This window comes from Gemmobacter sp., from assembly GCF_016792925.1.
Taxonomy (GTDB): domain Bacteria; phylum Pseudomonadota; class Alphaproteobacteria; order Rhodobacterales; family Rhodobacteraceae; genus Gemmobacter.
The window spans coordinates 1-2,509 of the sequence record NZ_JAEULU010000047.1; the positions used below are offsets into that span (position 1 = coordinate 1).

A 2,509-nucleotide genomic window follows, 5' to 3' on the forward strand; every position below is an offset into this window, starting at 1 on the left:
GAAGAAGCGCTGCATCAGCGCGGCGGCGGCGGTGGACAGCCGGGTGCCAAAGCCGCCCTTGGCCACATCGGCCTCGGCCACCAGCGGCACGCGGGCATCGGGCAGGCCGGGGATGCGCACCACCAGCTCGGCCACCGGGGCGCCCTTGGCGATCGGCGCCTGCAACGGGCCGGAATAGACCACCTCTGCTGTGATGCTGTTCTGCGCTGTCACCGGGATCAGCCGCGCAATATCTTCGGCGGGCACCAGCCCGACCGTGGCGGCATCGCCCATCCAGACCTCGGCCTCGGCCACGCGCTTGCCGGTTTTCGCGATGGATTTCATCACGAAATCGCGGAAGGCCCAGTTGGAGATCGCCTCGCTTTCCTCGGCCCGCGCCTGATCCGAGGCCAGACCCGAGATCACGAACACGATGCGCCGCCCGTTCTGATGCACCGCCGAACCGACAAGGCCATATCCGGCCTCCTCGGTATGGCCGGTTTTCAGCCCGTCAGCCTGCCAGTCGCCGCCCCGAATGCGCAGCAGCGGGTTGCGGTTCTGGCTGTTGGCGGGCACCCGGCCCTGATAGCTGAACTCGGTCAGCGCGAAATAGGGGTAATATTCCGGGAATTCCTCGATCAGCCGCACCGCCAGCAGGCCCAGATCATGCGCACTCATCCGGTGATCGGGGTCGGGCCAGCCCGAGGCATTGGCGAAAGTGGAATTAACCATGCCCAGCTCTTGCGCGCGCAGCGTCATGCGGCGGGCGAACTCCTCCTCCGAACCGGCCATGCCCTCGGCCACCACCACACAGGCATCATTGCCGGAATTGATGATGATGCCATGGATCAGCTCGTCCACCGTCGGGCGGTCATCGGGCTTCACGAACATCTTCGAGCCGCCCATCTTCCACGCCTTTTCCGAAACGGGCAGGGTGTCGGTCGGCTTCAGCCGCCCGTCATGCAGCGCCTCGAACAGCATGTTCAGCGTCATCAGCTTGGACATCGAGGCCGGCGGCAGCGCGGTCTCGCCGTTCTTGTCCATCAGCACGGTCTGGGTGGTCATGTCATAGACCCAGGCGGCGCGGGCCTGGGTTTCAAAGGCCTGCGCGGCGGTGCTGCCCATCAGGGCCGAGACGGTGGCAAGGGCAAGGCTGAGGCGGCGAAGCATGGGGTATCCTTTCGGGAACGGGCCGCCCGGCGGCGGGCGGCCCGAGAGCGTGGGTCTTAGCGGATGATATAGGCGTCGGTGAAGCCGAGCCCCTTCACCTTTGCGAGAAGGGCAGCCTTGTCAGCGCCCGAGGCGGTGACCGACCAATGGTCCTTGCCCTGGGTCTGGCCCTTCTTGATGCTGGCCGCGACACCGGCCTTGGTCAGCTGATCCACGGCGCGCTTGGCATTGGCCTCGACCGAGAAAATGCCGATCTGGGCAACACTTGCGCCGCCCTTGGCCGCCGCTTTGGCGGGCGCGGCGGCGGCAAGTTTGGCGCTTGCGGCGGCGGCGGCAGGTTTTGCGGCTGCGGCTGCGGGCGCGATGGCCGTGCCCTTCACCGTGCCCGCCGCAATCGGCGCACCCGTCGCGGCCGGGGCCCCCGCCGCAGGCGTCGCGCCGGGCTTTGCCAGGGCGGCGGTGGTGGCCTTGGCCACATCGGCGCCTGCGGTTGCCACCGGCTCGGCCGCGTCAAGCAGCGGTTTGGTGGCATCGGTCTGGGCCGGAGCCTCCTCGCGGCGCAGCGCGGTGACGTTCACCTTGGCCGGTGCCCCGGCCAGCATGCCAAGCGCTGAGGCCGCATCCGAGGAGATTTGCAGCTTCGGCCCCGGGTTCTCGCGCTCGCGCCGGAACAGCGCGCCGATGACAAACTTGCCATTGGCCGGATTGCGCAGGATCACCCGCTCGGGGTCTTTGGCATCGGGCGAGGCGACCCAGACACCGCCCAGCGAGGGGCGGCCATCCCACAGCGCCTGATCGGTGGTCTGAAAGATTTCAGGGGCTTCCACGTCACGATCCACCAGTTTGACCGAGGTCGCCGGTTTCCCTGCCGGAGCGGCTGCGGCCCCTGCCGCCGGTGCGCTGCCCTTGGCGGCCGGGCCGCCCTCTTTCACGCAGGCCCCAAGCGCGCCTGCCGCGCATGCCGCCAAGATCAGATGCCTGATCATCATTCCTGCCATTCTCTCAGCCCCCGATAAGCGCGCCTTCTGCGTGCCGCGCCGTTGTGGTGTCGTCTGCCTGTGCCTGTTCTGCCAGCGGTCGCTGCCGCATTGCCGCATAGCATAGCGGGTGCAACCGGGTGAGAAAAGGGCAGAGGCAAGCCCGACCGGCCCGCTTGCGCGGAAATTGGCACGGCGGGCACAGCGGTTGCGGCGGCGGGCTTGCCCTTGGCGGGGTTTCGCGGCAGGGATGGCCCCATGTCAGAGACCGCAGCCCTGCCGGGCCATCACCTTTTGCTGGATTTCCACGGTGCGCGCGCGTTGAGTGCGGCGGCCATCGAGGCGGCGCTGCGCGAGGCGGCGGCGGCGGCGGGGGCGAGGGT

The 2,509-nt window shown here is 68.5% G+C and carries 2 protein-coding genes; both read right to left on the minus strand.

What is annotated here, in order from left to right; genetic code table 11:
* Positions 1–1,149 (minus strand): D-alanyl-D-alanine carboxypeptidase family protein (locus JNN06_RS02460; RefSeq protein ID WP_291238012.1); only part of this gene is annotated, 1,149 nt, incomplete at its 3' end.
* Positions 1,150–1,205: 56 nt separating this feature from the next.
* Positions 1,206–2,138 carry an SPOR domain-containing protein gene (locus JNN06_RS02465; protein WP_291238013.1) on the minus strand — a complete coding sequence of 311 codons (933 nt, stop codon included), beginning with the start codon at positions 2,136–2,138 and terminating at the stop codon, positions 1,206–1,208.
* Positions 2,139–2,509: the final 371 nt, after the last annotated feature.